The sequence below is a fragment of the Variovorax sp. VaC1 genome, from assembly GCF_043658315.1.
Taxonomy (GTDB): Bacteria; Pseudomonadota; Gammaproteobacteria; order Burkholderiales; family Burkholderiaceae_C; genus Variovorax.
Genome location: NZ_JBIGLT010000008.1, coordinates 346,833 through 370,391 on the forward strand (window position 1 = coordinate 346,833; position 23,559 = coordinate 370,391).

Annotated in this window: 16 protein-coding genes; 5 read left to right on the forward strand and 11 right to left on the reverse strand. The window is 66.9% G+C overall.

Going from position 1 to position 23,559, the window contains the following annotated elements:
- The first annotated feature begins 36 nt into the window (after positions 1-36).
- Complete coding sequence (locus tag ACGLHS_RS29485) at positions 37-1,488, forward strand: aldehyde dehydrogenase (protein WP_394485365.1); 1,452 nt, start codon at positions 37-39, stop codon at positions 1,486-1,488.
- A gap of 18 nt (positions 1,489-1,506) precedes the next feature.
- Here the strand turns inward: ACGLHS_RS29485 and ACGLHS_RS29490 are convergent, their stop codons facing one another.
- From ACGLHS_RS29490 to ACGLHS_RS29515, 6 genes are all read right to left on the reverse strand, one after another.
- Positions 1,507-2,136, reverse strand: a complete 630-nt coding sequence (locus ACGLHS_RS29490) for a hypothetical protein (RefSeq protein WP_093245985.1) — start codon at positions 2,134-2,136, stop codon at positions 1,507-1,509.
- Positions 2,136-3,704 carry a substrate-binding domain-containing protein gene (locus ACGLHS_RS29495; RefSeq protein WP_394485367.1) on the reverse strand — a complete coding sequence of 523 codons (1,569 nt, stop codon included), beginning with the start codon at positions 3,702-3,704 and terminating at the stop codon, positions 2,136-2,138. Before ACGLHS_RS29495 ends, ACGLHS_RS29490 begins: the two co-directional genes overlap by 1 nt.
- An 11-nt stretch (positions 3,705-3,715) precedes the next feature.
- Positions 3,716-4,969, reverse strand: coding sequence for a toxic anion resistance protein (locus ACGLHS_RS29500; protein ID WP_394485369.1), 1,254 nt, complete (start codon positions 4,967-4,969; stop codon positions 3,716-3,718).
- Positions 4,970-4,986: 17 nt separating this feature from the next.
- Positions 4,987-6,111 carry a hypothetical protein gene (locus ACGLHS_RS29505; RefSeq protein ID WP_394485371.1) on the reverse strand — a complete coding sequence of 375 codons (1,125 nt, stop codon included), beginning with the start codon at positions 6,109-6,111 and terminating at the stop codon, positions 4,987-4,989.
- Positions 6,112-6,177: 66 nt separating this feature from the next.
- Positions 6,178-7,479, reverse strand: a complete 1,302-nt coding sequence (locus tag ACGLHS_RS29510; protein ID WP_394485373.1) for an aminotransferase class V-fold PLP-dependent enzyme — start codon at positions 7,477-7,479, stop codon at positions 6,178-6,180.
- A 3-nt stretch (positions 7,480-7,482) separates the two neighbouring features.
- A complete protein-coding gene (locus ACGLHS_RS29515) occupies positions 7,483-8,376 on the reverse strand; it encodes an amino acid ABC transporter substrate-binding protein (protein ID WP_394485374.1) in 894 nt (297 codons plus the stop codon).
- A gap of 137 nt (positions 8,377-8,513) precedes the next feature.
- On the opposite strand from ACGLHS_RS29515, the gene ACGLHS_RS29520 reads away from it, so the two are divergent.
- Positions 8,514-9,443 (forward strand): LysR family transcriptional regulator, encoded by a 930-nt coding sequence (locus tag ACGLHS_RS29520; protein ID WP_394485412.1) that lies wholly within the window; start codon positions 8,514-8,516, stop codon positions 9,441-9,443.
- 150 nt (positions 9,444-9,593) lie between these two features.
- Positions 9,594-12,539, forward strand: a complete 2,946-nt coding sequence (locus ACGLHS_RS29525; protein WP_394485375.1) for a GH92 family glycosyl hydrolase — start codon at positions 9,594-9,596, stop codon at positions 12,537-12,539.
- Between the two features lie 153 nt (positions 12,540-12,692).
- Here ACGLHS_RS29525 and ACGLHS_RS29530 read toward each other — a convergent pair whose 3' ends face one another.
- The 3 genes from ACGLHS_RS29530 to ACGLHS_RS29540 form a co-directional block, all read right to left on the reverse strand.
- Positions 12,693-14,927 (reverse strand): ParB/Srx family N-terminal domain-containing protein, encoded by a 2,235-nt coding sequence (locus tag ACGLHS_RS29530; protein WP_394485376.1) that lies wholly within the window; start codon positions 14,925-14,927, stop codon positions 12,693-12,695.
- Between the two features lie 204 nt (positions 14,928-15,131).
- Positions 15,132-17,420: a hypothetical protein gene (locus ACGLHS_RS29535; protein WP_394485377.1), complete on the reverse strand. Its 2,289-nt coding sequence runs from the start codon at positions 17,418-17,420 to the stop codon at positions 15,132-15,134.
- A gap of 339 nt (positions 17,421-17,759) precedes the next feature.
- Positions 17,760-17,945: a hypothetical protein gene (locus tag ACGLHS_RS29540; RefSeq protein WP_093245999.1), complete on the reverse strand. Its 186-nt coding sequence runs from the start codon at positions 17,943-17,945 to the stop codon at positions 17,760-17,762.
- Positions 17,946-18,336: 391 nt separating this feature from the next.
- Between ACGLHS_RS29540 and ACGLHS_RS29545 the strand changes: the two genes are divergently transcribed.
- Positions 18,337-19,872, forward strand: coding sequence for an FAD-dependent oxidoreductase (locus ACGLHS_RS29545; protein ID WP_394485378.1), 1,536 nt, complete (start codon positions 18,337-18,339; stop codon positions 19,870-19,872).
- A gap of 22 nt (positions 19,873-19,894) precedes the next feature.
- Positions 19,895-21,157, forward strand: coding sequence for a lactonase family protein (locus ACGLHS_RS29550; RefSeq protein WP_394485379.1), 1,263 nt, complete (start codon positions 19,895-19,897; stop codon positions 21,155-21,157).
- A 13-nt stretch (positions 21,158-21,170) separates the two neighbouring features.
- Here the strand turns inward: ACGLHS_RS29550 and ACGLHS_RS29555 are convergent, their stop codons facing one another.
- Positions 21,171-22,643: an amidohydrolase family protein gene (locus ACGLHS_RS29555; RefSeq protein ID WP_394485381.1), complete on the reverse strand. Its 1,473-nt coding sequence runs from the start codon at positions 22,641-22,643 to the stop codon at positions 21,171-21,173.
- Positions 22,640-23,551, reverse strand: coding sequence for a MurR/RpiR family transcriptional regulator (locus ACGLHS_RS29560; RefSeq protein ID WP_093246006.1), 912 nt, complete (start codon positions 23,549-23,551; stop codon positions 22,640-22,642). Before ACGLHS_RS29560 ends, ACGLHS_RS29555 begins: the two co-directional genes overlap by 4 nt.
- Positions 23,552-23,559 lie beyond the last annotated feature (8 nt).

A 23,559-nucleotide genomic window follows, 5' to 3' on the forward strand; every position in this document is an offset into this window, starting at 1 on the left:
CCATCCACTCCCCTTTTTCCTGAAGGACACACACCCATGACCGACATCTCCATGTTCATCGACGGCGAGCATCGCGCCGCCACCGGTGGCGCCAGCTTCGAGCGCCGCAACCCGCTGGACGGCGGCATCGCCACCCGTGCACCCGCCGCCACGTCGGCCGACGCGGTCGCCGCCGTCGAGGCCGCGCACCGCGCCTTCGCCACCTGGTCGCAGACCGGTCCCGGTGCGCGCCGGGCGTTGTTGCTCAAGGCCGCGCATGCGCTCGAATCGCGTGCCGACGCCTTCATCCAGGCGATGGCGCGCGAGACCGGCGCCTCGGCATTGTGGGCCGGCTTCAACGTGCACCTGGCGGCCGGCATCCTCACCGAAGCCGCCTCGCTCACCACGCAGATCAGCGGCGAGGTGATTCCGTCCGACGTGCCGGGCAGCCTGGCCATGGGCGTGCGGCAGGCAGCCGGCGTGGTGATCGGCATTGCGCCGTGGAACGCACCGGTGATCCTGGCCACGCGCGCCATCGCGACGCCGCTGGCCTGCGGCAACACCGTGGTGCTCAAGGGCTCGGAGCTGTGCCCCGAGACGCATGCGCTCATCATCGAAGCACTGGCCGAAGCCGGCTTGCCCAAGGGCACGGTGAACTTCGTCACCAACGCGCCCGCCGATGCCGGTGCCGTGGTCGAGGCGATGGTGGCGCACCCGGCCGTGCGGCGCGTCAACTTCACCGGCTCGACGCGCGTCGGCAAGCTGATCGCGCAGACCTGCGCCAAGTACCTGAAGCCCGCCGTGCTCGAACTGGGTGGCAAGGCGCCGTTCGTGGTGCTGGACGATGCGGACATCGACGCGGCGGTGAACGCCGCGATCTTCGGCTCCTTCGCCAACTCCGGCCAGATCTGCATGTCGACCGAACGCATCGTGGTCGACAACGCCATCGCCGATGAATTCGTCGCCAAGTTCGCGGCCCGCGCGCAGGCCCTGCCGCTGGGCGACCCGCGCGAAGGCCCGGTGGTGCTCGGCTCGGTGGTCGACATGAGCACGGTCAAGCGCTGCAACGCCCTCATCGACGACGCGCTGGCCAAGGGCGCCAGGCTGGTGTGCGGCGGCAAGGCGACCAATACGCTGATGCCCGCCACCGTGCTCGACCACGTGACACCGGCCATGGAGATCTACCGCGAGGAATCCTTCGGCCCGGTCAAGGCCGTGGTGCGCGTCAGCGGCGTGGAAGAAGCCGTGGCCATTGCCAACGACAACGAGTTCGGCCTGTCGTCGGCCGTGTTCGGCCGCGACGTGGCACGCGCATGGAACGTGGCGCAGCGCATCGAAGCGGGCATCTGCCACGTGAACGGCCCCACGGTGCACGACGAGGCGCAGATGCCCTTCGGCGGCGTCAAGGCCTCGGGCTACGGGCGCTTCGGCGGGCGGGCCGGTGTGGAAGCCTTCACGGAGCTGCGCTGGATCACGGTGCAGACGACGCCGCGCCACTACCCGTTCTGATTGCTCGCCCCGTAAGCCTCAACCCGCCAGGAAGTCCGGCTGGTTGAATTTCTTCTCGAGGAACTGCCCATTGGCCACCAGCGCGGCCGCGTCGCTGGAGGCCACGTTGGCCACGATCTCGCGCAGCTTGCCGTCGAGCAGGCCCAGTTGTTCGCCGAGCAGCTGGCGCGCGGTCTTGCCGTCTTTCACGGCATGGGTGATGCGAAAGGCGGGCGGCAGCGCGACGTAGTTGGCCAGCGTCTCGGGCAGGTAGCGCAGCACGGTCTCGCGCACGGTGAACAGGTCGTCGCCATGCGAGCCGGCCCCCACCAGGCGCGGCAGCACCTCGCCCACCGAGCCGCGCACGCTGTCCAGGCTCTTGCGCATGTCTTCGGTCAGGTGCGGCTGTGCCTGCGCCACCACGCGGTCCAGGCGCTCCAGCGTCTGCTCGACGCTCAGGCTGTCTTCGATGCGGCGCTCCAGTTCGGGCGCCTTGCGGCCCAGCAGCCAGCCGGCCACGTACAGGCCGGCCGTGATCAGCAGCCACCCGCGGTCGATGACGCCAGCGAACAGCAGGGCCGGCCCGAGCAGCGCCAGCGCGCAGCCCAGGATGTTGGCGTTGCCGTACAAGAACAGCAGCGCCCGCAGTTTCAGCGAACGCTCCGGCATCACTGGTAGCCCCGGATTTCCTTGAACACCTGGCCCAGCTGCAGCTTGCGGCCGTCGAACTCGCGGCCGCCCGAGAGCTGCGCGATCTGCTGCATCTCGGACACGTTGCCCTCGCCGAACAGGATCGGGAAGATGCGCGCAGGCAGGCCGCGCGCATAGCGCTCGCGGAACTCGTGCAGCTTCAGGCCCGAGTTGTTCTCGCCATCGGTCAGCAGCACGATGCTGACGAAGCGGTCGGGCTCGCGTTGCTGCTCCTGCCGCGCCAGGTCTTCGGCGGCGGCGAGCGCGGAGTAGATCGCGGTGCCGCCATCGGCCCGCATCGCATCGGCCTGGCGGCGCAGCTCGGTGCGCGCGGCATCGATCTGGTCGGCATCGAAGCGCACCCACACGGGCTCCGACACCTGGGTGGAGAAAGGAATCAGCACCACGCGCTCGCGGCTCTGGAAGGCGCTGTAGCGCGTGCTGGCGGTGCCCGCATCGGCGCCCGAGAGCAGCTTGAGCGCCTCGCGCATCGACGCCAGGCGCTGGCCCGCCATCGAGCCACTGAGGTCGAGCACGAAGATCGAGGTGGCGGGCTTGCGCCATTGCGACTGGTAGGTGCCGAGCACCGCGTCGATCACTTCCAGCCGGTTGGGAAAGCCCAGCTCGGCCACGGCCGCCGTGGGCAAGGCGCTGGCGGTGGCCACCTCGGGGTTGGCGGGGCGCAGGAACGCGGCCGAAAGCGCATCGCGCTGGAACGGCGCGGCCTTGAGCGTGGCCACCAGCTGGGTGTAGGCCTCGCGCTTGTCGGCGTTGAGCAGCATCAGCGGGTAGTCGGCCGAGATCATGCCGTCGCGCGGGTAGATCAGCGCGAGCTGGTCGGCGGCGGGCAGCTTCTCGTTGGCGCGCAGGATCACGGCCTCGTAGTTCACCATCGCGTCGATGGCCGACGGGTCCTTGATGTAGGCCTCGGCCAGCCAGCCGGAGCTGCCGGCGGTGAGCTTCTGGCCCGAGAGAAAGGCCTTGAGCGTCTTGCCGTCCACGTCCTGCGCGCTCAGGTCTTCGGTCTTGCCCGCCAGCGCGGACGCCACCGCGAACAGCGCGCTCATGCCGGTGTTGGAGCTGGTGGCATTGGTCATGCCGTAGCGCAACTGGCCGCTGCTCGCGGCCTTGGCGATCTCGGCCCAGCCGGGCGGTCGCTTGTTCCAGCCGAGCTGCGCCGCCTTGGCGTTCTTCACGCCGAGCGCGATGCGCGAATAGAAGAGCTTGTCGCGCGCCAGCGGCTTGGTCTGCAACCCGAGCGCGGGGTAGGCGCCGTTGGGCGGCAGGATCGCGTCGAAGCGCTCGCCGGCGTTGATGCGCTCGACGATGTCCAGCGTGCCCGCGTACGAGAGCTTCAGCTCCACGCCCGCCGCCTTCGCGGCTGCCACGATGGGCCCTTCGAGATCCTTCAGTTCCGAGCCCGCGAGGATGGTGAAGGCGGCGCCCGACGCCGCCGCCGGCGCGCCGTTGGTGGCCTGCGCGTCCTGCTGCGGCTCGCAGGCCGCGAGGCCCATCGCCAGCAGCACGGTCGCGAACAGCCAGCGCATGCGCGCCAGGCTCACAGTGCGACCTCGCCGCGCGGCTGCTGCAGCGCCTGCGCGCCTTCCTGGCGGCGCACGCGGTCCAGGTAGGTGCGGCTCTTGGCAACTTCGTTCGTCAGCGTGTCCACCGTGGTCTGCATCGAATCGAGCGCGCGGCTCTTGAAGTCGGCGATCGTGTCCATGGTCTGGTAGATGTTGGCAAAGGCCTGCTGCAGCTTGGCGATCTCGATGGTGCTCGATGCCGCCTGCTGGTGGATGGCGCTGCTCTGGTCGCGCAGCATCTCGCTGGTGCTGGCGATGAGGTTGCCGGTGGTGGCGTTGAGCGCGCTGATCTGGTCGAGCACCAGCTTCTGGTTCGACAGCGCCTGCGCCACGATCACGGCGGTGCGCAGCGCGGCCACGGTGGTGGTGGTGGCGCGGTCCACGCCCTTCATCAGCTCCAGGTTGTTCTTGCGGATCATGTCCAGCGCCAGGTAGCCCTGGATGTTCACCGCCAGTTGGGTCAGCAGGTCGGTGACCTTCTGGCGCGAATAGAACAGCATTTCTTCGCGCACCACGCGGGCCTTCTCGGGGTCGCTCGCCTCCAGCTCGCGCGCCTTGGCATCGAGCTGGCTGTCGAGCGCCTTGCCGATGTGCACGTATTTTTCGAGCCGCTCCATCAGCGTCCAGAGGTTGACCTTTTCCTGCTCGATGGCGGTGTTGTCGCGCAGCAGTTCGTCCTTGCCGCGCTTGAGCGATTCGATGATGGCGTTCAGGTGCGTCTGCGACGACTGGTAGCGCTCGAAGTAGGCGATCAGCTTGTTGCCCAGCGGAATGAGGCCCAGCAGCTTGCGCGCCGAGAACAGGTCGCCCTGCTTCGAGGGATCGAGGTCTTCGACCTGGTGGCGCAGGTCGATGAGCGACTGGCCGATCTGCGCGCCCTTGTCGAACAGGCCGTTGCGCAGCGAGCCCACGGGCCGGTCGAGCATGCGGTTGGAGACCGAGGCCGAAGCCTCGATGTCCTTGGTGCCCATCGAATGGATGCGCTCCACCGCTTCCTTGAACTGCGGATGCTGGCTGTCGTGCTGCGTGATGTCTTCGATGAAGCGCGCCACCTGCGCGTCGAGCTCGGCCACGTCCTCGGGCTTCAGGCGCACCTTGCCGCTGGCGGATTCCACCGGCACCACCGCGACGGCGGCCGGCGGTTCGAGCGTGAAGGCCTGCGGCGGCTGGAGTTCGACCGGCGCGGGGGCCGTGGTGGTGGTGTTCGTTGCAGTGACGGGCGCGTTCATGAGGGTTCCTTGATTCATTACTTGAAGCGGGCTTCGATGCCCGTGGTCATTCGTTCCAGCCACTCGAAGCTGGGCGGGTCGATCACGTCGACCAGCACGTCGGGCACCTTCACGCCGCGCGCGGCCCAGGTCTCGGGGCCCTTGGTGTCGCCGCCGGTGCGGTAGCCGTATTCGTGCGCCAGCTCGCGCAGCGTCGGGTCGTTCTCGAGCGCCGCGCCGAGCCGCGCGCCGCCCGGCGTGTAGGGCACCAGCACATGCTTCGAAAAGACGGTGGGCTTGGGGTAGAGCAGCACCATGTCGCTCTTGAGGCGGTCGGGGTTCTTCAGCCAGAACTCGACCATCTGCGATTCGTAGGCCACCAGCAGCGGCGCCTTGCCCATGCCGAGCGCCAGGTAGTCCTCGAACGGGCCGGCCGACGACTGTTCCTGGAAGCCCTGCCGCAGGAACAGCGGCGCGACCACCGGCATGACGCGGTCCACGTCTTCCTGGCTCTGCACGATCTGCTGGCTGTTGGCCAGGTAGCTTGCGAGCGCAAGGTACATCGCGGCCGAGTTGGACGTGCGCACGTCGGTCGAGTTGATGAGCAGCGACTTGCTGGTGGCAAAGGCGCTGCTGGCCTTCAGCTCCTTCCAGCGCGTGCCCTTCTCGATCATGGCCATCAGGCCCGGCAGGTCGACCACGTAGTAGAAGTCGCCCTGCTTTTGCGCCATGCCGTTGGCCACGAGAATTTCGGCGATGGGCCGCCAGCTGGCCAGCACGATCGGCGTGTAGAACGGGTTGAAGACGTTCGGCGCCTTGGCCAGCGTCTTCAGTTGCGCGGCGGCGGGCGCGCCCGAGGGAAAGCCGAAGTCGAACTTGCTGGCGTCGTAGCGGCTCGCAATGGCGCGCGAGCCGGCCTTTTCGACGATGACGGTGATGCCCTGCGCGGCCAGTGCCTTCTGCACGCGCGGGTCGGCGAAGAAGGTCTCTTTTTCGGAGCCGATCAGGCCACGCAGCGTGACCTGTTTGTCCTGCTCGATCCGCGCGGCGGCGGCGGTGGCCGATTCATCGTGCAGGCGGGTGTTGGAATACCAGACACCGGACGCGACCGCCGCCAGCAGCACCACGGCCAGCACCGGCGCGATCAGCTTTCGAATTTCCAAATCTCATGCTCCTCACCTCCCTGTGAGCGGGAGGCGAGAAACATCCTACCGACCGAATATGACGGTTTATGACACGCCGATGTCAGCCGCGATCTCGGCGGTGATGCGCAGGAATTTCTCCATGTCGGCCACCGAGTTGCAGTGCAGCGGCGACACGCGCACGGTGCCCGCCAGGCCGAAGGATTCGAGCATGCGCTTCGAGTAGATGCTGGTCGCCACGCGCTCGTAGACCGTCACGCCGCGCTTGCCGTACTCGACCACCGCCTGCGTGCAGTCGATGCGGTCGAAGCCGATGCCCAGGATCAGGTCGCGCTTGCTCAGGTCTTCATGGTCGAGGAAGACGTTCACGCCTTTCATCTCGCGCAGGCCGGTGGCGTTGGCGGTGCCGTCCAGCAGCGTGGCGAGCAGCGCGCGTTCGTGCAGCTCGATGTGCGTGATGCCGGCCACGAACAATGCGCGGCGGTCGGAGGCGTCGGTGAAGTGCCCGCCCAGCCAGCACACGTAGTCGACGATCTCGGTGAGCACCGCGAACTGCCACGGCGCGGCGCTGCCCAGGTCCCAGTAGTCGGGCTTCTTGCCCGCCAGCTTGTGGTGCGGCAGCACGGCCGCGCGGTCGGACACCCATGTCAGGCCCGAGCCCCGGCAGCCGAAGAACTTGTAGGGCGCGATGTTGATGCCGTCCACCGGCGTCTTCTGCAGGTCGATCAGGCCGTGCGGCGCGTGCTGCACCGCGTCCACCACGATGTACAGGTCGGGCTTGACGGCGCGCGCGCGGCGCACGATCTCTTCGATGTCGAGCTTGGCGCCGGAAATGTTCGACGCGTAGATCACGTTGAGCAGGCAGGTGCCCTGATCGACCAGCGCAACGATGGCATCGACATCGACGCCGCCGGTGACGGGGTTGCTCGGCGCCACGCGCAGCTCGCGGCCGAGCCGTTCGGCATAGAGGCTCATCGCGTCGAAGGCCGACGGGTGCTCCAGCACGGTCGTGACCATGTTCGTGCCCGGCACGTTCTCGGCGATGGCGCGCACCATGTCGAACATGGCGCCCGATGCGGTGAGCGAGGCGTACACGCTGCCGCCCTGCGCATTGAGGATGGTGCGCAGGTCGGCGCAGCCCCTGGCCTGGATGTCCTGCAGCTCGACGGCGGTGGCGTGGATGCGCTCGGCGTTGTCGGGAATGGCATCGACCTGCGCGAAGCGCTCGACCGCCGCCTTCAGGCGAAACGAGCCGCCGGCGTTGTCGAAGTACAGCCGCTCGCGGCCGTGATGGTCATGGTCGACCAGCAGAAAGCGCTGCTTGACCTCGCGCATCAGCACGCTGGAGAAGGCCTCGCCACGGGTGCGGTTCATCAGCTTGGAAACCATCGCTCAGACGCCCTTGTTGTTGGGGTTCTTGTAGATCTCGCGCACCGCGTCCGACATCGGGAAGTTCAGGTTCGCGTTCTTCGGCGGAATCGGCGACATGAACCACTTGGCGTAGAGCTGCTCGATGGCGCCCGACTTCATGAGGCCGGCCACGGTCTGGTCGACCAGCGCCTTGAACTGCGGGTCGTCCTTGCGCAGCATGATCCCGTAAGGCTCCTGGCGCAGCGACTCCTTCAGGATCTTGTAGTCGCCCGGGTTGGTCGCGCTGGCGATCATGCCGGCGAGCTGCACGTCGTCGAGCACGTACGCGTCGGCGCGGCCGGTGGACAGCAGCAGGAAGCCGTCGGAGGTGTCCTTGCCGGCGATCTCGTTCACTTCGATGGTGCCGTTCTTGCGCGCGCCGCGCAGCAGCTGGATCGAGGTGCTGCCCGAGACGGTCGCCACGTTCTTGCCGTTGAGGTCGGCGAAGGTGTTGATGCCGGAGTTCTTGCGCACCGCGGCGGTGATGTTGGTCACGAAGTGGCTGGGCGCGAAGTCGACCTGCGCCTGGCGCTGCGTGGTGTTGGTGGTGGTCGCGCAGTCGAGGTCGACCGTGCCGTTCTGCAGCAGCGGAATGCGATTGGTCGAGTTGAGCATGGTGTAGCGCACCTCGATCTTGGGCAGGCCCAGCTTGGCCTTGATGGCATCGACGATCTTCAGGCAGATGTCGTTGGTGAAGCCGATGGGCGCGCTGTCGGCGCTGAGCTTGTACGAGAACGGGATCTGGCTGTCGCGCGCGCCGATCTGGACCGTGCCGCTCTCCTTGATCTTCTGCAGGGTGCCGCCGTCCTGCGCGCTGGCGGCGGCGCACGTGAAGGCAAGGGCGAATCCGAATGCGAGAGGCAGTTTGAAGTCCATGGTGTGTGTATTCCTTGGTTTGCAATGACGGTGGCCTGGCCCGGATCTTCAGCGCCTCGATGAATTTCTAAAAGCGATTTTTTGTGATCGAATCACATGAATAAAAGCATTCTTTTGACCAAGGACCGCCCACCGTGATGACCTTCAAGCAGCTCGAAGCCCTGTACTGGATCGGCCGGCTGGGCGGCTTCGCGCAGGCGGCGAACCAGCTGCACACCTCGCAGTCGGCCGTGTCCAAGCGGGTGCATGAACTGGAGCTGCTGTTCGACACCGAGCTGTTCGACCGCAGCCAGCGCACCGCGCGCCTGACCGAAAAGGGCGAAGAGATGTTCGTGCTCGCCAAGCGGCTGCTGGAGCAGCGCGACGCGGCCGTCGAGCAGTTCGGCAAGCCCGGCGTGGTGGAGCGCCGCATCCGCATCGGCGTGACCGAGCTCACGGCCATGACATGGCTGCCCCGGCTGGTCGGGCTGATCCAGCAGCACTACCCGAAGGTGATCCTCGAACCCGACGTGGACGACAGCCTGCAGCTGCGCGACAAGCTGCTGGCCGACGAACTCGACCTTGTCATCGTGCCCGACACCTTTGCCGACTCGCGCCTGCCGAGCAAGGCCATCGGCCAGGTGCAAAGCGCATGGATGTGCAAGCCCGGCGTGGTGCCCGCCACCGCCGGCGCTGGCGCCGTGCGGCTGCATGAACTGGCGCGGCACCGCATGCTGGTGCAGGGCAACAACTCGGGCACCGGCCGCGCCTACGACGCGTGGATGAAAGAGCAAGGCGTGCAGCCCGCCAACGTGATCGTGGTGAGCAACCTCGTGGCGCTGACCGGCCTCACCGTGTCGGGGCTGGGCGTGAGCTACCTGCCGCGCGAGTGCCTGTCGCCGCTGGTCGCGGCCGGCATGCTCGCGGTGATCGACGTGACGCCCGCGCTGCCGGTGGTGAACTACGTGGCGATGCACAAAGGCGAGCACCGCAGCGCCCTCACCTCTTCCATCGTGATGCTGGCGCAGGAGTGCTGCGACTTCACTCGGATGTTTCAGGCGCAAGCGGAAGCCGAAACCTCCGACTGAAACCTGCGGCCGGACGCGCCGGCACAACCTCCTTGTTGCGCAGTGAACGCCGTGTTCGCTACGGGAAATGCACATGCATCGCCGTGGCGATCGGTTCCTACACTGCCTCGCGCACCGTCGAACCCGTGCGCGCCACCCAAGGGGAGACACATGAAACTACAAGCAGCAGGCCGGCTCGCGCTGGCCATTGCACTGGCGTCCCTGGTCGCATGCGGCGGCGGAAGCAGCTCGAACACGATGTGGCCGACGATGCCTTCCAGCACCAGCACCAGCACCAGCAACACCGCCACCGCCAGCACTGGCCCCAGTACCCCCACGACCGCGCCGCCCGGTGAGGTCTCACCACCCGTGGCGGCCCCAATCGCGCAAGAAACGCCCTTCGTCAAGCAGGCATTGGCCAGCTACGTGAACACCCTGCGTGGCGCCAACTCCAATGGCGACTTCACGCGCGGCAACACATTCCCCGCCGTCGCCGTGCCCTTCGGCTTCAACTTCTGGACGCCGGTGAACCGCAACGATTCGAACTGGTTCTATCAGTTCTTCGAGGATGAGGCCAACGAGGTGCGTCTCGACAAAGTCATGGGCTTTGGCGTCGTGCACATGCCCAGTCCGTGGATCGGCAACCGGCAGGCCATGCAGATCATGCCGATCAGCGAAGTCGACAGCCGGGGCGACTTCATCCTCGACAAAGAGGGGCGGGCGATGCACTTCGAACGCACCGACGAGATTGCCAAGGCGCACTACTACAGCCTGATCTTCGGCAAGAGCGAGAGCAAGAACAGGCTGCGCACGGAAATCACGCCGACCGACCATGCGGCGTACTTCCGGTTCACCGCCATCGACCAGCAGCAGAACATGACGGTGCTGTTCGATCTCTTCGAAGGCGGCGGGAGCCTGAACGTCGACCAGGCCGGGCGCACGATCGAGGGCACGGCCAGCTACGTGGGCGACAAGAACGCGCCACCGCTCTACTTCCACGCCGAGTTCGACGCGCCGATTGCCAAGGTGCAGGGCACGACCGGCTTCCCGGCATGGGTGCAGTTCGACACGCAGAAGACCGGCAAGACCGTCGGCATGCGGATCGCCACCTCGTTCATCAGCGTCGCGCAGGCGAAGGACAACCTCGCACAGGAAATCGCCAGCAAGAGCTTCGACGACATCAGGCAGTTGGCCGAGGCCGCCTGGGACGACAAGCTCAACATCGTGCAGGTGAAGGGCGCCACCGAAGACCAGAAGGTCACGCTCTACTCCAACCTGTACCGCAGCTTCCTGTATCCGAATTCGGCCTGGGAGAACGTGAAGGGCCAGGCGACGTACGTCAGCCCCTACGACCCATCGCTGCCCGTCAAGCCCGGCAAGATCTGGGTCAACAACGGCTTCTGGGACACCTACCGCACCACCTGGCCGCTCTACACGCTGCTGATGCCCAAGCAGGCGGGCGAGATGCTCGACGGCTTCGTCAATGCCTACAAGGACGGCGGCTGGGTGCCGCGCTGGTCCGGCCCCGACTACCGCGACAGCATGGTCGCCACCAGCTCCGACGTGATCTTCGCGGACGCCTACCTGAAGGGCGTGCGCAACTTCGACGTCGATGCGGCGTACGCCTCGATGCTGCGGAATGCATCGGTCTACAGCAGCGACAACAGCAAGGGGCGCAAGGGCACGGACAGGTCGGTCTTCTATGGCTATGCGCCATCGGATGTGCTGTCGAGCGAGAGCGTGGCGTGGTCGCTGGAGGCCAACCTCAACGACTTCGGCATTGCACAGATGGCCAAGGCACTGAACAAGCCCGACGACCAGGCCTACTACGCGAGCCGCGCGCTGAACTACACCCGGCTGTTCTCGGACGAGAACTCGGGCACCTGGGCGGGCAAGTGGTTCCGCGCGAAGAACAGCGCGGGCGCATGGACCGACCTTCGGACCACGCCCGACGACTGGGGTTATGGGTACACCGAAGGCAATGCCTGGTCCTACGCTTTCCTGGCGCCGCAAGACGGCCAGGGCCTGGCCAACCTGCACGGCAGCCGACCGCAGCTCAAGGCCGACCTCGATACCTTTTTCGCGGCACCGACCTACCTGGCGCCGGGTAGCTACTGGACGGTGATCCACGAGATCAAGGAGGCTCGCAGGGTCAGCGAACTTGCGAACGTGGGCCAGTACCAGCACTCGAACCAGCCGGTGCACCACGCGCTCTACATGTACAACTACGCCGGCGCACCTGCACAGGGACAGAAGCACCTGCGCGACGTGATGGGCAAGCTCTACACCTCGGGCCTCGACAGCAAGGGCGTGCCCGACGGCAGCGGCTACATCGGCGACGAGGACAACGGCGAGCAGTCGGCCTGGTACGTCTTCAGCGCCATGGGCTTCTACCCGGTCAGCATGGGCCGACCGGAGTACGCGATCGGCGCGCCCTACTTTCCGCAGATGGTCGTGAACTTGCAGAACGGCAAGCGGATCACCATCAGCGCCCCCGATGTGAGCGACACCAACCGCTACGTGCAGAGTCTGCGGCTGAACGGCAAGGACATCACGCGCAGCTACCTGCTGCATGCGGAGATCGCCGAAGGCGCAACGCTGGAGTTCGTGATGGGCCCGCGGCCCTCGGCCTGGGGTACGGGCGACAACGACGTGCCGACCTCGATCACGCAGGGCGACGCCAAGCCGGCTCCGCTGGTGTCGCTGCTGCCGACCCAGAGCTACGACGTATCGGCGAAAACGGCCGACGCGCTGTCCAGCCTCTTCGACCGGGATTCCGGCACGGCCTGGCAAAGCGGCACCGACGGCACGTGGATCGAGGCGTCGCTGCGCGCCGGACAACCGGGCGGCGCGGTCAAGGTCTACACGCTGACCTCCGGCACGCAGGATGCGGCACAGGACCCGAAGAACTGGCGGCTCAAGGCCTCCACTGACGGAACCACCTGGGTCACGCTGGACGAACGCAAGGGCGAAGTGTTCCCGTGGCGCCAGCAGACCCGCCCCTTCGCCGTCAACGACAAGTACAACGGCCAGGCCTATGCGAAGTACCGGCTTGAAATCGATGGTCCGGGTGCGGTGACGGTGTCGGAATTCGAGTTGCTGGCGCAGGTGAAGTGAGGGATCGGTCGAACGACAGGCCGCCCCCACCCGGTATGGCGGTGCTTGGAGGAGGCAAGACATCCCGCAGGCGTTGATTCTTGCGGCAGCACAAACAAGAACGGCCGGGCATCAGCCCGGCCGTTGTGCGTCGCGTGGCGCGAAATGCGGCGTTTACTTTGCCGCCAGCGAGGCGCGGTAGCTCAGCGCATAGGCCAGCTTGCCGGGCTTGAGCGGGTCGCCAGATGTGTAGAGGGCTGCCAGGGCGGCCGGGTCATAGGCCTTCGGGAGCTGCCCCATATCCTTCGCGGTCTTCCCCGACGAGCCGATCATCGTGGCGGGATCTGCACGGTTCATCAGATCCGATGCCGCGCCAATGGCTTGCAGATAGCTGGCCGCATTGGTCAGGTTGTAGGCCGACAGCTTCACGTTCTGGGGGCTCGCCTGCAACCATTCGGACCAGTAGAACTCCAGGAACTCAGTGCTGCTGATGGGGTTGGCGGGGTCGGTGCTGGTGGGCGGGGCGTAGCCCAGGTCGCGCGTGAAGTACAGCAGCGCACGGTACGGATCGTCCTGCAGGCCGTTGTTCAAGCCCAGTTGCTGCGGCAGTTCCGCAGGCGTGATGGCGCGGCCATCAGGCAGCTTGAGCCACACCATCTTGCTCGTACGCATCCCACGCCAGAAGGTCGCGTTGTTCTGGGTCATGAAGTTGCCCTTCATCACCACGGGAATCCGGACCTCTGCACCGCCGCCGTCCGGTGCGTCCCAGAAGCTGGTGAGGGTGTGGTGGCCATCGGTGAGATACAGCACGCCGCGCGGGCCGACGACCGCGGACTTCATCGCGGTCTGGTCAACCGTTTTTCCAGAGCAGGTGAAGGTGGTGGTGTCGGTGAGCTTCGAGGTGCCCGCGATGACAGTGCTGCCCTTCGAGTCGCTCAAGCCGGCAGCCTCGCAGAAGTCAGCGAACTCCTTCTTCCACTCATTGGAACCACCGGAGCTGTTGCGATAGCGCGCCTGCTTGTAATAGACCTGGTCATAGCCGATGGCCGGCTGCGTCGTGCGGGCGTCGCCGATGCGGATGGTCATGGGAACGTTGACAGCCGCCGCCGCGTAGGTATTGATCACTGGCTGCACCGGCAACGCACGGCACACGCCCGAGATGTTGCTGGCCGCAGCAGCGCCCGTGCTGGCGCCGGTGCCGATGTAGTACGCCGTCTGCTTGCCCACGGGCAGCAGCACGCGTCCGGCCTTCTGGCTGTCGCTCCACTGGCCGGCGACGAGGCCGTTCATGCCGCTGACGGTGGAGGTCGACGCGCCGCCGATGCCGGCGTTGGCGCTGAGCTTGACGTCGGTGTCGATGGTGTCGGTCTGCAGCAGGCCGGTGCCCACCGAGACGAAGTTGCGCTGCGTGCGGCCGGTGGCGGCGCCGGTCCTGGCGTCGAGTTCGGGCTGGCTGCACAGCCATTCGCCATCGAGCGACGTGGCGGGCAGTGCCACCGCCGCGCTCTGCAGCACCCAGGTGCCGGTGCGGAAGCTGCCGTCGGCGGCACTGGTGAATTCGTCGGCGAGCAGCGTGGCCGCGCCCGATTGCGCGTTGACCATGACGCGGCCGATGCGCTGGCCGTCGATGGTCAGGGCCAGGGCGCCGGGGTAGGTCTTCTGGTCGGCTTCGGCGGCGAGCTTGCCAGGCTGGCCGGCGCTGCAGTTGTCGGCATAGGCCTGGCCCACGCAGGCGCGCACGCTGCCGTCGGCCTTGATGTTCAGCTGGCCGAACTCCGCCGCAGCAGCCCCCTGCGCCACGCCTTTGGCGTTGTAGGCCGTCGTGCGCTTGATGAAGCTGTAGACACCGGCCAGCCGCGCCACGTCGGCCGCGCCCTGGTTCGACGCCGCCACCTCGCCCTGCAGCAGCGAGCCGTCGGCGGCCTTAAGGTTGGGCACCTGGGCCAGCGAACCGCTGAGCAGTGCGCCGTCGACATGGAAGCGCAGGCTGAGCTTGGGCAGTGCGGCGGTGAGCGCATCGGGCACGCCCGTGCCCGCGACGGCCGCGAACTTCGTGGCGAGCAGCGAACCATCGGGCTGCGTGGCGTAGCTGGCGCTCAACGCACCGGCCAGGCCGAAGCGCGAGTCCACAAAGCGCAGCGTGAGCTGGCCGGCGGCCGGCTGGTCGAGGGTGATGGAAACGGTGTCGCCAAAGCTGGCCGTGCCCGCGTACTGCGAACCGCCCGCCAGCGGCTGGAGCGCCACGGGTGGCGTGTCGGGGTTGGCTGGGGTTCCGGGGTTACCGGCGACAGGTCCGGCGATCGGAAAGAAACCACCGCCACCACCACCGCCGCCACAGGCTGCGAGCGACAGGGCCGCGAGGCCGACCAATCCCGCCATGCGCGCGCGGGTCCAATGAGAGTTCGTCATGAAGGTCCACAGAAAGGGGCTGAACACACGCCAGCGCAGGCTTGGCCCGCAACCGCCGGAAGCGGCCCGATTCTGTGAACTTAAGGTGACATTCGTGTGACGACTTGTGCAGTGTTATGAAATCGCAGCGGGCGCCCAGAGCCTGCATCGAGGACCGCAGGAGCGGAACCGGGATGGGCGCGCAGCGGGTTCATTCGCAGCTTGTCAGTCCATGCGCTGCAACTGGACGTCGGTGACGGCCACGCTGCCCGAGGCCTTCGGAAACCGGAGCTTCACCTGCTTGATGTGTTCGAGATCCACCGCATGCACCGCGAAGGCCTTGAGCGGCACGGCCACCATGTTCAGCAGCGGGCGCGTGGTGCCGGTGTCTGCGTAGATCGCGTCTTCCGGCGCATCGACCAAGGGGATCGAGCCGTTGGGCTTGCGTGCAACGCCATAGAGAGCGTCGCTGAAATCGCTGCCCTTCAATGCCACCGTGCGGTCCTGCGTGTCGATGATGGAGACCTCGACCTCCTGCCCGACCGGCGCCGCGACGGCGACGCGGAAGCTGAGGGTGTCGAAGCCCTTGGCCGAAAGGTCGCCGGTGTTGACGGCCATGGTCGGGCCGGGCGCATCCCACTGCAGTTGCGCCTGGTCCGTCACCGACCAGATCAGCAAGGTCTTCGGGTCGTAGCTGCGCCAGTTGTACTTCTCACCTTCCCCGAACAGGGACGCAACGGAGATGTTGGTCACGGGATCGGTGCATGCCACAGGCCTTGTCGGTGTGATCTGCGAGCCCCGGATTCCCAGAAACTGGCATTGCACCATCCGGTTGAATTTCTCGAGCACGGTCGGCAACCCGCTGGGGTTCTTCGCCATGCTGTCGGCAGTGCGAAAGCCCTGGAGCAGCTTGCGCTGCGCCGCCGGCTGATGAATGGTCAACACCACGCGTTCGTCGCAAGTGGCCTCGCCCACAGGGCATCCCGCGACGGGTGTGGGCGCCTGCCCTTTCCAGTAAGGCGCGAACTGGACTTCGTCGCCGACGAAGTAGCGCATGAACGATTCGATCAGGAAGGCGCCATTGCGCCGCTGGTCGGTTGCAGTCAGGCGCAGCGTTTCGATCCGCCCGGGCTGGCGGCAATAGAGAGGCGCGCTCCCGGCCGAATCGTCGCTCTCCGACCAATAGCTGTTGTAGAAATTGTGGTTCGCGCCCCGCACGACCACCTGGAACTTCGGTGCGCTCTCGTCCTGCGCGGTGTAGCGGCTGTCGTCGAAGATCTGCGCGCCCGGCATGTTGTAGACGTCGCCATCGCAGGTGGGCAACAGGGTCGCGAACGGCACATGGGTCACGCGCGACAGTTGCCTGGCATTGATCGGCGCCAACGAGAAAACCGCGCGGAGCTTGTGTGGCGCTTCGGTGCTGGACGGCAACACGATGCCGGACGATGCAAGCGCATCCGGCGAGGTCGTCAGCTCCAGCCATTTCGTGCTGTCTGCGTTGATGCTCTTCAGCGGGATCGCTTGAGCCTGCCTGAGCTTGATCCTGGCCTTGTCCAGTTCGGCCTTCTCGGCATCGAGCGTTGCCTTTGCCTGCTGCGATTCGGCCTGGCGCTGTGCCACTGTCTGGGTGAAGGCCGCGATGGAAGGAGAGTCCGCCGGCAACGCGGCCAGTGCGCTCTTTGCCTTCGCCAGTTCCGCGGCTGCCGCGTTGAAGGCCGCCGTGGCCGCATCCACGCGCTTCTGGGCCGCCGCCTGCTCGGCCATGGCCAATGCAACGGCCATGCGAAGCTCGCGCGCCGTCTCGACGTTCTCGTAGCTGATGCCGATGCGCTGCTTGTTCAGCTCCACCGCATAGGCCACCGCTTCCGCACCACGCGAGTGCCCGAGGATGCCCACGCGATCGAGGTCCAGCTTGCCCTTGAGCCCCGCCAGCTCGATGCCATTGAAGACGCCCGTGGCATTGCCGGCGCGCAGCAGGTCGAGCGTGGTCATCAGCAACTGGCCGCGCGCCAACGCACCTGCGTCGGAGGCGTTGCTGTTGTTGAGCCCGTTGATCTTTCCGGCATCGATGGACAACGCCACGTAGCCATGCTCGGCCAGGCTCTTCTGCAGGTAGTCGTAGCCCTTGGCGTTGTTGAGTTCCGTCGCATCGTGCATGCCATGCAGGAACACGATCACCGGGAAGCCGCCCGATGGCGAGACCCGCACCTTCGACAGGCCCGGCGCAGCGGCGTCGCCTGTCGGGTATCTCACCGTGCCACGCAGCGGCACGGTGTAGATCACGTCCTTGTTCAGCGCATCGGACACCGCGGTGGTGCCGAGCCGGTAGACCACCTGCTCGGAAGCCACGAAGCTGCCCTTTTCACCGAAGGGCACGGTGGACGAATACCGGGTGATCTCGGAAGGGTCGGTCGGGTTCGGCATGACCGTGACCGGTGCCGTCGGTTCGGGCTCTGCGGGTGGCGCTGCGGCTTCGGCCGCGCTGGCAGGTGGAGGCGAAGGTGCCGGGGGCATCACGGCAATGGGCAGGGCGCCGCCCCCGCCTCCGCCGCCACCACATCCGCCCAACAAGGCCCACACCAAAAAGAACGCGCACGCCTTCGGCATGCGCTTCGCGCATCTGACATTCATTTTTCTCTCCCTGACTCTCTCGATGCACAACGAGAGCGCGCCGTTCGCATGACGACCATCGCGCTCCTGCGAGTGTCTGGATGTCCGGGAGTTGTGCGTTACCGCGGGCTGCGGCTCGATGGCCTGCCCGTCTGCTGATGAACTCCTCCCTCGCAACCGACGCAGCACCGTCGCACTATCTGTGCCAAGGCTCGAGGTCGTTCTTCCTGCAAGGAAGGTGCTTCAGTCGGGGCTGCCGAGGCGGGGCGTTTCGGGGTGCAGCCGGCGCAGCGCCAGCGAGAGCTTCATGGCGAGGTCGCGCGCACCGGGCTCCCCGCGGGCCAGGGCGGCCAGCGCTTTTTCGTAGTCGTCGGTGAGCTGTTGCCACAGCTCGAAATCAGCGCCCAGACCGTCGGCGTCCTTGTCCATCTGCGCTCCTGTCTCCGTGTCCTCCGCCCTGCGTTCGGCAGTTTGACTGATTTTTCGCACGAGCGTGAGAACTTTAGGTTTGCCGGGTGCCGCATGCCCATGGATGGGGGCCCGCGCACCTCGGCATCGAAGGTCATCGGCATCGCGTCACCTTCGTGAAAATACATTTCAACAATTGCAGAATTTGCGTCAATATTGGCGAAATTCCGTGATTTCAGACCAAATTCAAGGAGATTAAGAAAAAACATTTCATTTCAGGTCTTCCGCGCGGGTGGCTCCTTTCCCGCGAAAAACGCGCCCTGCCCCGCGCCGCCAATCCACCGCCAGAGGCGCCACAGGTGCCCTCTTCCTCCGGTTCCCACCGTCGCAAGACGTCCATCAGAAAGTGCACATGACCATCACCGTGACACGCCAGGATGCCCGCTACAACACCTTGAAAAAGGGCTTCAACCTGCGATGGCCTGCGACGGAATCGGATGCGGCCTCACGCATCGAGTTGGCCGAAAGCGCCGGCGATGCCGCCACCGCGTTGCAGCGCATCGTCGATGCGGGCCTTCGGCCCACGCTGCGCAGCGGCGGCCATTGCTATGAAGACTTCGTGTCGAACAACCCCGACGGCGCGATCCTCGACCTGAGCCTGCTCACCCAGGCCAGCACCGATGCCGCCAGGAACGACGGGCGCTACCGCATCGGCCCCGGCATGCAGAACTGGAACGAATACCTCGAGCTGTACAAGCGCAGCAACGTCACGCTGCCCGGCGGCTCCTGCTACTCGGTGGGCGCGGGCGGACACATCTGCGGCGGCGGCTACGGCCTCTTGTCGCGCCTGCAAGGCCTGACGGTCGACTGGCTCTCCGCGGTGGACATCCTGACGGTCGACAGCCGCGGCAAGGTCGTGCCGCGCACCGTGGACGCGAGCCACGAGCCCGAGCTCTTTCGCGCCTGCCGCGGCGCGGGCGGCGGCAACTTCGGCGCGATCACCAGCTATGTGTTCGACACCTTGCCGCAGGCGCCGCGCGAAGTGGCACTGGCGGTGGTCGCGTTCGACTGGGCCACCATGACGCCCGAGCGCTTCACCGCATTGCTCACCACCTATGGCGAGTACTGGGCAACGCGCGGCAAGTCGCCAGACACCTGGGGCATGTTCTCGCTGCTCAAGCTCACGCACCGCTCGTCGGGCCAGATCGTGATGCTCACGCAGTTCTGCAACCCCGACGGCACCTGCAACGACCTGACGGTGCTCAATGAATTCCTCGACCGCTTCAAGGCCTGCGCGCCGGTGCCCGCCAAGGGCCGCGCGCCCGGCGTGGGCCCGGCCCCGCAACGCGACGCGGGGCAGTTGCTGTGCTCCAAGCCGCACACCGTGACGCGCTACGACTGGCTCACGGCCACGCAGTACCTGAACGGCTCGGGCGACAACCAGCGCGGCAAGTACAAGTCGTCCTACATGAAGCAGAACTTCAGTGCCCGCGAGGCGCAGCGCATCTACATGCACCTGACGCGCGTCATGCCCGGTGTCGATCTGAGCCAGTCGCTGGTGCAGGTGGACTCGTACGGCGGTGCCATCAACAAGCCCGAGCGCATCAACGACACGGCGGTGCCGCAACGCGCGTCGATCATGAAGCTGCAATACCAGACCTACTGGCGCAGCGCCGCCGACGACGCCGGCCACCTGCGCTGGATCAGCGACTTCTACCGCGACGTGTACGGCACGCCCGATGTGCCCGAGCGCTACGCCGGCACGCCCTACCCCGGCGAGCGCTACGAAGGCTGCTACATCAACTACCCCGACAACGACATGCTGGCCTACCCGTTCTGGTCGCAGCTCTACTACGGAGACCGGGGGCTCTATGGCTTCCTGCAGAAAGTGAAGCGCCGGTACGACCCGAACAACATCTTTCACCACGCCATGTCGGTGCGGCCCTGAGCCAGAGGACGAGAGGAATCCCATGACCCACAACGCCAGCAACCCCGGCAAGAATCGCCGCACCGTCATGCAGTGGATCGGCGGCGCATCCGCCCTTGGCGCATTGACGCCGTTGGTTCCCGCCGGTGCGCAGACACCCGACGCCGCAAGCCGCAACAGCCCGGCCGCAACGCATGCGCTGCCGCCGCGCTTTGCCTACGTCGGCACCTACACCAGCGATGCGCCGGGCGGCACGGCCGGCGGACCGGCATCGAAGGGCATCTACGTGCTCGCCGTCAACGACGGCGGCTGGACGCAAGTGCAAACGGTCGCCAGCGCGAACCCTTCGTTTCTTGCCGTGCACCCCAGCCAGCGCTTCCTGTACGCGATCAACGAGATCGACACCTACCAGGGCCTGCCCACTGGCACGGCCGAGGCCTATGCCATCGACGAGCGCAGCGGCCGCCTGACGTTGCTCAACCGCCAGCCGCTGTCGCTGTCGGGCGTGATCCCGGCGCACCTGGCCGTGTCGCCCGACGGCCGCGCGCTGGCCGTGGCCCTGTATGGCGGTGGTGCCTACAACGTGCTGCCGATCGACGCGGACGGCAAGCTCGGCAAGGTTTCGGGCATCGAGAAGGAAACCGGCTCCGGCCCCGATGCCGAGCGCCAGGAGTCGCCGCATCCGCACATGGTGCTGTTCGATGCCTCGGGCCAGCGCCTGCTCGCCACCGATCTCGGCAGCGACCGCATCAATGCCTTCACGCTCGCCGACGGCAGGCTCGCATTGCTCGGCCGCACGGCCACGCAGCCCGGCGGCGGCCCGCGCCACCTTGCGCTTCACCCTTCGCAACGCTTCCTGTACCTCGTGAGCGAACTCGACGCCACGGTGGCCTGCTTCGGCTACGACGCGGCAAGCGGCAAGGTGGGAGAGCAGCGCCAGCGCATCGCGACCGTGCCCGATGGCTTCAGCGGCCAGAAGAACGCGGCGGCGCTGGTCATGCACCCCTCGGGCCAATTCCTCTACGCCAGCAACCGCCGGTTGAAATCGGACCACCCGATGGCCGACAGCGTTGCTGCCTTCCGCATCGATGCGAGCAGCGGCACGCTGACGCCGCTGCAGCACTGGAACGAGGGCCTGCGCTTTCCGCGCGCACTGGCGATGGCGCCCGGTGGCAGCCACCTCTACGCGCTCAGCCAGAAGGGCGACACCATCCTGCGCCTGCGCATCGACCCCGCGAGCGGCAAGCTCGACCAGCCGGTGCAAGTCGCGCAAGTGCCGACACCGGTGTGCCTGGTATTTGCCTAACGGTTGATAGTGCCTAGCTCCCGCGCGTAAGCATCCGCCCCGCGCGCGCAAGCACGCGGGCTTCGGGCTCGCCGCCGTGATAGGCCAGCACGCCGTTCACGAACACGTGCTCCACGCCCAGGCTCACGCCGTGCGGCTTGTCGTAGGTGGCGGTGTCGGCGATGGTCTCGGGGTCGAACACCACCACGTCGGCCATGCTGCCCGCGCGCAGCAGGCCACGGTCGGCAATGCGCAGGTTGCGCGCGGTCATGCCGGTCATCTTGTGCACCGCCTGCTCCAGCGTGAACAGCTTGCGCTGGCGCCAGTAGCGCGCAAACACGCGCGGGAACGCGCCCCACAGGCGTGGATGCGGATGGCGGTCGTGCGGCAGACCGTCGCTGCCGATCATGGTGAACGGGTGCGCGATAACGCGTTCCACGTCTTCTTCCTGCATCTGGAAGTAGCAGGCGCCGCCGGGCTTCAGGCGCAGGCAGGCCTCTTGTTCGGTGGTGCCCCACTCGCGCGCGATGTCGGAGATCAGGCGGCCCGTCATCTCGGGGTGCGGGTCGGACCAGGTCAGCAGCACGTCGATGACGCCATCGACCAGGTCTTCGCGCAGCACGGTGGAGCCGGCCACGTAGGGGTACACGTCCATCGCGATCTTCTGGCGCCTGGCCAGGGCTTCGATGAGCGGCAGCGTTTCCTTGGTGCGGCCCCAGTTGGCGGGGCCGGCGCACTTGTGGTGCGAGATGACGAGCGGCACGCCGGCGTTGAAGGCCGAGTCGCCCGCCTCGTGCAATGCTTCGATGATCTGCTGCATCTCGCTGCGCAGATGGGTCGCGTACACGCCGCCGTGCCGCGCCACGACGCGTGCGAGCGCCGTCACTTCCTCGGCCGGCGCGGCAAAGGCTTCTTCGTAGAACAGGCCCGAAGACATGCCATGCGCGCCATCGGCCATGCAGCTGTCGAGCAGCGCTTCCATGCGCGCCAGCTCATCGCTGCTCGCCGGCCGCTCGAGCGCTTCCATGGTCGCAAAGCGCAGCGTGGTGTGGCCGACCAGCGCGGCCACATTCAGCGCGGGCTGCGTCGCATCGACGGCCGCGCGGTACTCGGCCATGGTCGCGTGTTTGAAAGATTCCGCGCCCAGCAGCGTGAGCGGCGGCTTCGACTGCGGCGTGCGATACGGCGCAAGCGAGATGCCGCAATTGCCCGTCACCACCGTCGTGATGCCCTGCGACACCTTCGGCAGGCAGAGCGGATCGCGCAGCACGATCGCATCGTCGTGCGTGTGGGCGTCGATGAAACCGGGCGCGATCACCTTGCCGCGGCAATCGACGATCTCGATGTCGGCCAGCGCGAGCCCTTCGGGCAATCGCGCGCGCAGGCCTTCGCCCAGCGCAAGGATGCGGTCGCCCTGCAGCAGCACGTCGCCGGGCCACGAGGGGCCGCCCGAACCGTCGACCACGAGGCCGGCTTCGAGCAGGATGGCTTTGTTGGGGTCGCTCACGATGCGCGTCCTCCTTCGTTGATGCCGCCGCCGTCCCAGCTTTGCAGCGGATGCGTGGTGGCATCGATGCCGTGGCGCTGGAAGGCTTCGCGTGCGCGCTGCAGGCGCTGCACCGCGGGCTCGCCACGGCGCTGGGCCACCAGCACGGTCAGGATTTCGATGGCGGTGAGGTGCGTCAAATAGGCATCGATGCCCACGTGCATCACCGCGTCGTCGGGCACCGAGAGGCCCAGCAGAAAGTCGGCCTTGGCCGCGAGCGCCGTGCCGGGCCGCGTGAGCGCGACCACCTTGGCGCCCTGCCCGCGCGCGATGTCCACCGCATCGAGCAGCGAAGGCATGCCGCCCACGTGCGAGATGGCAATGACCACGCCGCCGGGCCGCTGCGCCGCGCCGGCCACCTGCTGCAGGTGGTAGTCGGCCCAGGCGTTGGCCGAAATGCCGAGGCGGAACAGCCGCGCCTGCAGGTCGTTGGCCATGAACCACGAGGTCGCGCCGGCGCCGTACAGGTCCACGTGCGGCGCGGCGGCAATGGCCGCCACGGCGCCGTCGAGCACCTGCATGTCGAGCTGGCCGCGCACGCCCGAGACCGAGGCGGCCGCGCTGCGCGCGATCTTGCTGACCACTTCGTCGGCCGCGTCCTCGATGTTGACGCGGCGGTGGAGGGGCGAGCCGCCCAGCGCCAGTTCCTGCGCGAGCGCGAGCTTGAACTCGCGCAGCCCGGCAAAGCCGAGGTCGCGGCAGGTGCGCATGATGGTCGGCACCGAACTGCGCGAACGCTCGGCCAGTTGCTCGAAGCTTTCTTCGAGCACGCGGTCCGGGTCTTCGAGGATCAGGTCGAGAATCGCGCGCCGCGTCGCCGGGGCGCCGCTGCGGGTTTCCGCGATTTTCTGAAGCAGTGAAGGAGTCATCGGGTCCG

Excerpts from the sequence above, each read along its gene's own strand:
- ACGLHS_RS29485 (WP_394485365.1), top strand. The coding sequence starts at position 37 with ATGACCGACATCTCCATGTTCATCGACGGCGAGCATCGCGCCGCCACC.
- ACGLHS_RS29490 (WP_093245985.1), bottom strand. The coding sequence starts at position 2,136 with ATGCCGGAGCGTTCGCTGAAACTGCGGGCGCTGCTGTTCTTGTACGGC.
- ACGLHS_RS29495 (WP_394485367.1), bottom strand. The coding sequence starts at position 3,704 with ATGCGCTGGCTGTTCGCGACCGTGCTGCTGGCGATGGGCCTCGCGGCC.
- ACGLHS_RS29500 (WP_394485369.1), bottom strand. The coding sequence starts at position 4,969 with ATGAACGCGCCCGTCACTGCAACGAACACCACCACCACGGCCCCCGCG.
- ACGLHS_RS29510 (WP_394485373.1), bottom strand. The coding sequence starts at position 7,479 with ATGGTTTCCAAGCTGATGAACCGCACCCGTGGCGAGGCCTTCTCCAGC.
- ACGLHS_RS29515 (WP_394485374.1), bottom strand. The coding sequence starts at position 8,376 with ATGGACTTCAAACTGCCTCTCGCATTCGGATTCGCCCTTGCCTTCACG.
- ACGLHS_RS29520 (WP_394485412.1), top strand. The coding sequence starts at position 8,514 with ATGACCTTCAAGCAGCTCGAAGCCCTGTACTGGATCGGCCGGCTGGGC.
- ACGLHS_RS29525 (WP_394485375.1), top strand. The coding sequence starts at position 9,594 with ATGAAACTACAAGCAGCAGGCCGGCTCGCGCTGGCCATTGCACTGGCG.
- ACGLHS_RS29530 (WP_394485376.1), bottom strand. The coding sequence starts at position 14,927 with ATGACGAACTCTCATTGGACCCGCGCGCGCATGGCGGGATTGGTCGGC.
- ACGLHS_RS29535 (WP_394485377.1), bottom strand. The coding sequence starts at position 17,420 with ATGCCCCCGGCACCTTCGCCTCCACCTGCCAGCGCGGCCGAAGCCGCA.
- ACGLHS_RS29540 (WP_093245999.1), bottom strand. The coding sequence starts at position 17,945 with ATGGACAAGGACGCCGACGGTCTGGGCGCTGATTTCGAGCTGTGGCAA.
- ACGLHS_RS29545 (WP_394485378.1), top strand. The coding sequence starts at position 18,337 with ATGACCATCACCGTGACACGCCAGGATGCCCGCTACAACACCTTGAAA.
- ACGLHS_RS29550 (WP_394485379.1), top strand. The coding sequence starts at position 19,895 with ATGACCCACAACGCCAGCAACCCCGGCAAGAATCGCCGCACCGTCATG.
- ACGLHS_RS29560 (WP_093246006.1), bottom strand. The coding sequence starts at position 23,551 with ATGACTCCTTCACTGCTTCAGAAAATCGCGGAAACCCGCAGCGGCGCC.